Origin of the sequence: Bacillus sp. 522_BSPC (genome assembly GCF_001076885.1) — a bacterium.
In the GTDB taxonomy this organism is placed as follows: domain Bacteria; phylum Bacillota; class Bacilli; order Bacillales; family Cytobacillaceae; genus Niallia; species Niallia hominis.
Map to the genome: position 1 here is coordinate 48,773 of NZ_JVDT01000156.1, position 6,934 is coordinate 55,706.

Consider the following 6,934-nt stretch of genomic DNA (forward strand, 5'->3'; position numbering starts at 1 on the left):
CACCTCCTCTTTCACATTATAAACAAATTCCCAGATTTGAAACCTAATATTACAGGAATTTTTTATTTGTAATGAAAAAGTTATTTTTATAGATATGATGACTATGCCAAATACTAGTGTTAATTTTGATGCAATCCTTATACATTGCGCGGGAAATAATAATATACTGTAAATACTTCCTTCGTATCTATCTATAAAAATTATTGATAAAGGAAGATACATAGAAAAACATATAATTCCCAACTGTAAATTGAAAAGATAACACAGACAGAGAGATAAATATCTATTTTATTTGATAAAACTAGATTAGCATTAAAAATAAATCGCTGTCAAATAATTAAATACTCCATTTTAACACAACTAAAAATTCACATCAATGTATTTTTTCTTAATTAGTCCCCAAAAGCGGCTGTTAATGCCTCTGCCACTGAACTAACTCCCACAACCTTTATTCCCTCTGGTGCCTTTAGACCGCTTAAATTATTGCTTGGAATAATAACACGTTCAAACCCAAGTTTTGCAGCCTCCTGTACTCTTTGCTCAATACGAGAAACTCTTCTAACTTCCCCAGTTAATCCAACTTCTCCTATAATGCAATCCGTAGCTTTAGTTGGTTTATCTCTAAAGCTTGACGCAATACTTACTGCGATTGCTAAATCAATAGCAGGCTCATCCAGTTTTACCCCACCAGCTACCTTTAAATAAGCATCCTGATTCTGTAATAACATTCCTACTCTTTTTTCTAACACTGCCATTAAAAGCGGGACTCTATTATGATCAATCCCAGTCGCCATCCTCCTTGGATTACCAAAGCTCGTCGGTGAAATCAATGCTTGGATTTCAACAAGAACAGGTCTCGTCCCTTCCATTGATGCTACAACTGTTGAACCCGCGGCACCTTGTGAACGCTCTTCTAGGAAAATTTCAGATGGATTCTCTACTTCTTCAAGACCAAATTCTTTCATTTCAAAAATGCCCATCTCATTGGTAGACCCAAATCGATTCTTTACTGCCCGCAAAATGCGATATGTATGATGTCTTTCTCCCTCGAAATATAAAACAGTGTCCACCATATGTTCTAACAATCTTGGACCTGCTATAGATCCTTCTTTTGTAACATGTCCTACAATAAAAATTGCTATTCCTTTTGTTTTTCCAATTCGCATCAATTCCGCTGTACATTCTCTAACTTGAGAAACACTTCCAGGTGCAGAAGTAACTTCGGGATGATAGATTGTTTGAATCGAATCAATAACAACAAACTCTACATTCGTATTTTCAATCGTTCTACTTATTTCTTCTAGATTGGTTTCCGAATAAACAAGCAAATGGTCTGAAACTACACCTAACCGATCTGCTCTTAATTTTGTTTGCTTCTGAGATTCCTCCCCAGATACGTATAAAACGGAATGCTTCTTCTGTGCCAATTGAGAAGAAACTTGTAATAAAAGCGTAGACTTCCCTATCCCTGGATCGCCCCCTATTAATACGAGTGAACCTCGAACTATTCCTCCTCCAAGCACACGATTTAATTCGATTAAATCTGTATAAATTCTAGGTTCATTAACAGTTTCAATGCTTGTTATAGGAATCGGTTTTGCAGCAATCGTACTGGTAGCTGTGTGGGCAAACGCTCCTTTTCTTTGAACAGCGCTTTTCTCTACTTCTTCCACCATGGTATTCCAGTTGCCACATCCTGGACATTTCCCCATCCATTTTGCAGATTCATATCCGCAATCCTGACAAAGAAATTTTGTTTTCCTTTTGGCCATATTCAGCACCCTTTTCCTTGTATACTCATTTCTTCTTCTACCTTAATGATATGTATTCCCGGTATGTTGCTATACGAAAATACTTAGATGGTAATCTTACACCTATATTTTATTAAATAAAGAAAGGACACACGCAGGAAGCTGTAATACGTGTGTCACTTATATTCATTTACTCGTTTATTATTTTTGTAAATTTACTGCTGGCTCTGCTCCATTGACCTTTACTGTGAACTCACCATTCTCTACATCTAACTCAATCTGTTGACCAGTTAATACGGTTCCTTTTAGAAGCTCTTCCGATAATCGGTCCTCTACATGTCTTTGTATCGCACGACGAAGTGGTCTTGCTCCATACTCTGGATCATAGCCTTCTTCCGCTATTTTTTCTTTTGCCGCTTCTGTAATAGATAGTTGAATGTCCTGTTCTACTAGGCGTTTAACTAATTGATCTGCCATTAAAGTAACGATTTCTTTTAAATGCTTTTTCTCTAATGCATGGAAAACAATTGTCTCATCGATACGATTTAAAAACTCTGGACGGAATGCTCTTTTCAGCTCTTCCATTACTTTACCCTTCATATCTTTATAATCTTGGTCTCCATCCTGAACATTGAAACCAACATATTTATTTTGTTTCAACGCAGAAGCACCAACATTAGATGTCATTATTAAGACAGTATTACGGAAATCAACCGTTCTTCCTTTTGAGTCTGTAAGTCGACCATCTTCTAGAACTTGAAGTAAGATATTGAATACATCTGGATGTGCCTTCTCAATTTCATCTAAAAGCACGACAGAGTATGGTTTTCTTCTTACTTTCTCCGTTAATTGTCCGCCTTCTTCATATCCGACATACCCTGGAGGAGATCCTACTAGCCTTGAAGTAGAGTGCTTCTCCATGTATTCAGACATATCGATACGAATCATCGCATCTTCATCCCCAAACATAGACTCCGCAAGGGCACGAGCAAGCTCCGTCTTACCCACCCCAGTAGGACCAAGGAAAATAAAGGAACCAATTGGTCTCTTTGGATCTTTTAATCCAGCTCTAGCACGTCTTACTGCTTTAGAAATCGCAATTACTGCTTCTTCTTGACCAATTACTCGATTGTGAAGAATATTTTCCATGTTTAATAACTTATCTGTTTCTGTTTGTGCAAGCTTAGATACAGGGATTCCAGTCCAGCTAGAAACAACACTCGCAATATCTTCCACTGTCACTTCTGTATTCTCTTGTCCTTGCTTTTCTTTCCAATTCTTCTTCGTCTCTTCTAACTGTTCTCTCAATCTTTGTTCCGTATCACGTAAAGATGCCGCCTTCTCGAATTCTTGACTTTGAACAGAAGCATCCTTTTCTTTGCGTACTTCCTCTAACTTTACTTCCAACTCTTTTAAGTTAGGAGGAGTTGTATAAGATCTTAAACGGACCTTAGAACCAGCCTCATCAATCAAGTCAATTGCTTTATCTGGTAAGAAGCGATCAGAAATATAGCGATCAGATAATTTTACAGCTGCATCAATTGCTTCATCTGTAATTGAAACACGATGATGTGCCTCATAGCGATCTCTTAAACCTTTTAAAATTTGAATAGATTCTTCACTTGTAGGTTCATCTACTGTAATAGGCTGGAATCTTCTTTCTAATGCCGCATCTTTTTCAATATATTTACGATATTCATCTAATGTAGTAGCACCAATACATTGAAGCTCCCCACGCGCTAGAGATGGTTTCAAAATATTGGAAGCATCAATTGCACCTTCTGCTCCACCAGCACCAATTAACGTATGCAACTCATCGATGAATAGAATAATATTACCAGCTTGGCGAATTTCATCCATTACCTTCTTTAAACGGTCTTCAAATTCACCACGGTATTTCGTACCAGCCACAACTGTCCCCATATCTAATGTCATAACACGTTTATCCCTTAATATTTCCGGAACTTCATTTTGAACAATTTGTTGTGCAAGGCCTTCAGCAATAGCTGTTTTACCAACACCAGGTTCCCCAATTAATACAGGGTTATTTTTTGTTCGTCTGCTTAACACTTCAATAACACGTTGGATTTCCTTGCTTCTACCAATAACCGGATCTAGGCTTCCTTCTCTTGCAATAGCTGTTAAATCACGAGCTAAACTATCTAGAGTTGGGGTATTAGCACTAGCTGCCGATCCACCTGGATGGTTGCCAGACTCACTACTTCCAAGTAATTGAAGTACTTGTTGGCGAGCTTTATTTAGGCTTACACCTAAATTATTTAATACTCTAGCAGCAACCCCTTCTCCTTCTCTTATTAACCCTAAAAGGATATGTTCTGTACCTACATATGAATGACCTAATTTCCTTGCTTCATCCATCGACAGTTCTATTACTTTTTTAGCTCTTGGTGTATAATGAATAGTTTGTGCTGCATCTTGCCCACGGCCGATCAAGTTTTCTACTTCCTCTTGAATTTTTTCTGCACCTAATCCAAGCGCCTGTAAAGCCTTTGCTGCGATTCCTTCCCCTTCACGAACTAACCCAAGTAAAATATGCTCTGTACCAATATTATTATGACCTAAGCGAATTGCTTCTTCCTGGGAAAGTGCCAATACCTTCTGCGCTCTTTCTGTAAATCGGCCAAACATCATACTTTCATCCTCCTTAGAATCTTTATTCTGTTTCCAATTTTAATCTTTCTCTTATTAAGGATGCACGACGAATATCGCGATCAGTTGGATTCATTTGTTCTCCAGCGTAAAGTTGTAAAAACCCTGGCTGGGTAAGAATCATTAATTCATTAAGGATACTTTTTGATATATTTTTGATATATCCCATATCAATACCTAATCGAACATCGGAAAGGCATTTAGCTGCTTCCTTTGTTTCCATAATACGACTATTGCATAATATTCCATAGGAGCGGAAAACTCTATCTTCTAATTGTATGTTGGAGGTTTGTGCTAATGCATTTCTTGCTCCTTTTTCTTGCTCAATCAACTGCATAACGACACTTTTTAGTTCCTCCATGATGTCTTTTTCAGATCTTCCTAATGTTATTTGATTGGATATCTGAAAAATATTTCCAAGTGCCTCACTACCTTCTCCATAAATACCTCTAACCACTAAGCCAAGCTGTTGAATAGCCGGAATAATTCGACTCATTTGTTGCGTTAACACCATTCCTGGCAAATGCATCATTACAGAAGCTCTTAAACCTGTTCCTATATTAGTCGGACAGCTTGTTAAATATCCCATTTCTGTATGATAAGCATAATTTATCTTTTTTTCTATTAAATCATCCATTGAATCAGCTTCTTTAAATGCTTCATCTATTTGGAGACCAGGCTTTATACACTGAATTCGAATATGATCTTCTTCGTTAATCATTATGCTTAACTCTTCATCTTCTGATAATATTACAGCTCCATTAGGAGATTGGTCAGCAAGCTGAGGACTAATGAGATGCTTTTCTACTAGAACTCTTTTCTCTAATGTGTTTAACTCACTCATTGCAAGCAATTCTAGTTCTTGATTGAATTGCTTTAATAGAGAATCCTCCACCTGCTGAATCACATTATCAGCTTCTTCTTTTGAAAATAAAAGAGGAAAATTCACGTTCTGTATATTCCTAGCTAATCGAATCCGAGAGGTAAGCACAATTTCAGAGTCAGGTCCCTCGGAACTCATCCATGAAGTCCGTGCTTTACTTATAAATTTTTCTAAAGACACGTTACTCCCCTCCCTCATTAAAAGAAGTTAACTGTTGTTCTTTATGCTTTATTTCATCTCGAATAACTGCTGCTTTTTCAAACTCTTCCCTATTAATTAGATCTTTGAGCTCTATTCGCAACTGGTCAATTTCCTTTTTAATGAGGTAATGACCACCTATTCGTTCTGGAATTTTCCCTTTATGCTCTACATTACCACCATGCAATCGTTTAATGAATGGCAGCAATTGTTCTTTAAATGTATCATAACAGTGAGGACAGCCTAATTTACCAACTTTCCTGAATTGAGAAAATGTCATCTGACACTCTTTGCACTGTAAAGGCTGTTGTCGCTTATAAGTATCCTCAGTGATGTGTTGAAAACTTGGCTCTATATTTAGTAACCCCGCTAATAAACTGTTTAAAGATAAACCAGTTGTTCCGTTTATCATAAACATATCACCATTTTCTTGTGCACAATGCTCGCAGAGATGAAACTCTGTCTTATTCCCATTAATATTTTTTGAAAAATGTAAAGTAGCTGGTCTTTGATTACATTCAGAACACATCATGTTTCTCACCTCAATTTAAAAACTGGGATGTTATTTATATTTTAATGATGTTAACATCGCCTTTAATAATCTTGCTCTTAATTCATCTCGATAAGGTAATTCTAAATATAATACAGAGCGATCGATTACACTTAACATAATCTTTGCTTCTCGCTTATTAATAACATCTTCTTCTACTAGTCGAAGAATTAAATCTTCCGCACTGTTTTGAGGTATCCGACTTTGAATAAGGGATAGTAATTGATCAATTAAATGGGCATGATCATGTGTTTGAACCTTCATAATTCGAATGAAACCACCGCCACCACGTTTACTTTCAACTACATACCCCTTTTCAATAGTGAAACGAGTATTAATAACATAATTAATTTGTGATGGGACACACTCAAATTTATCGGCAATTTCACTTCGCTTTATTTCCACTAATGATTTTTCGCTCATTTCTAATACTTCTTTTAAGTAAAGCTCAATTATATCCGAAATATTTCTCACCAAGCCTCCCCCTTCTGACTTTGACTATATTTGACTATAATTATACACGATAAAAATAATATTTAGCAAGGAAGACGTTTTATTAATTTTCCCATTTTTTAGTGATTCCAAACCTACTATCATCATTCTTTCATGCCAGAAAGGAGAGTATGTATAAAGATTATATTAACTATAGTCTGATTTATCACAATTTTCAAGTTTAAATAATTTGCCGAGGCTTATCTTATTGAATAAAAAAATAATATATATTTATATTTATCAAGCGAAAGAAACTTAAAAGATTAAAACATTTGGGGTAAATATAAAAAGGGATAATTAAAATAAAAAAAGCCCTAAAAGCATAATGCTTTTAGAACTTTTTGACAGCCTGGCGACGTCCTACTCTCACAGGGGGAGAACCCCCAACTA

Annotated in this window: 5 protein-coding genes; all 5 read right to left on the reverse strand. The window is 36.3% G+C overall.

The annotated features are described in order from the left end of the window. Positions 1-392: 392 nt before the first annotated feature. Positions 393-1,772: a DNA repair protein RadA gene (radA, locus tag ADJ83_RS13120; RefSeq protein ID WP_031537874.1), complete on the reverse strand. Its 1,380-nt coding sequence runs from the start codon at positions 1,770-1,772 to the stop codon at positions 393-395. Positions 1,773-1,952: 180 nt separating this feature from the next. After that, entirely contained in the window at positions 1,953-4,403 is a 2,451-nt protein-coding gene (gene clpC / locus ADJ83_RS13125; protein WP_031537873.1) for an ATP-dependent protease ATP-binding subunit ClpC, read from the reverse strand. 22 nt (positions 4,404-4,425) lie between these two features. Then, complete coding sequence (locus ADJ83_RS13130; protein WP_031537872.1) at positions 4,426-5,484, reverse strand: protein arginine kinase; 1,059 nt, start codon at positions 5,482-5,484, stop codon at positions 4,426-4,428. A gap of 1 nt (position 5,485) precedes the next feature. Continuing rightward, on the reverse strand, positions 5,486-6,034 hold the full coding sequence (locus tag ADJ83_RS13135; protein ID WP_031537871.1) for a UvrB/UvrC motif-containing protein: 549 nt from the start codon (positions 6,032-6,034) through the stop codon (positions 5,486-5,488). A gap of 30 nt (positions 6,035-6,064) precedes the next feature. After that, positions 6,065-6,529 (reverse strand): CtsR family transcriptional regulator, encoded by a 465-nt coding sequence (locus ADJ83_RS13140; protein ID WP_268817845.1) that lies wholly within the window; start codon positions 6,527-6,529, stop codon positions 6,065-6,067. Positions 6,530-6,934: the final 405 nt, after the last annotated feature.

Excerpts from the sequence above, each read along its gene's own strand:
- radA (WP_031537874.1), bottom strand. The coding sequence starts at position 1,772 with ATGGCCAAAAGGAAAACAAAATTTCTTTGTCAGGATTGCGGATATGAA.
- clpC (WP_031537873.1), bottom strand. The coding sequence starts at position 4,403 with ATGATGTTTGGCCGATTTACAGAAAGAGCGCAGAAGGTATTGGCACTT.
- ADJ83_RS13135 (WP_031537871.1), bottom strand. The coding sequence starts at position 6,034 with ATGATGTGTTCTGAATGTAATCAAAGACCAGCTACTTTACATTTTTCA.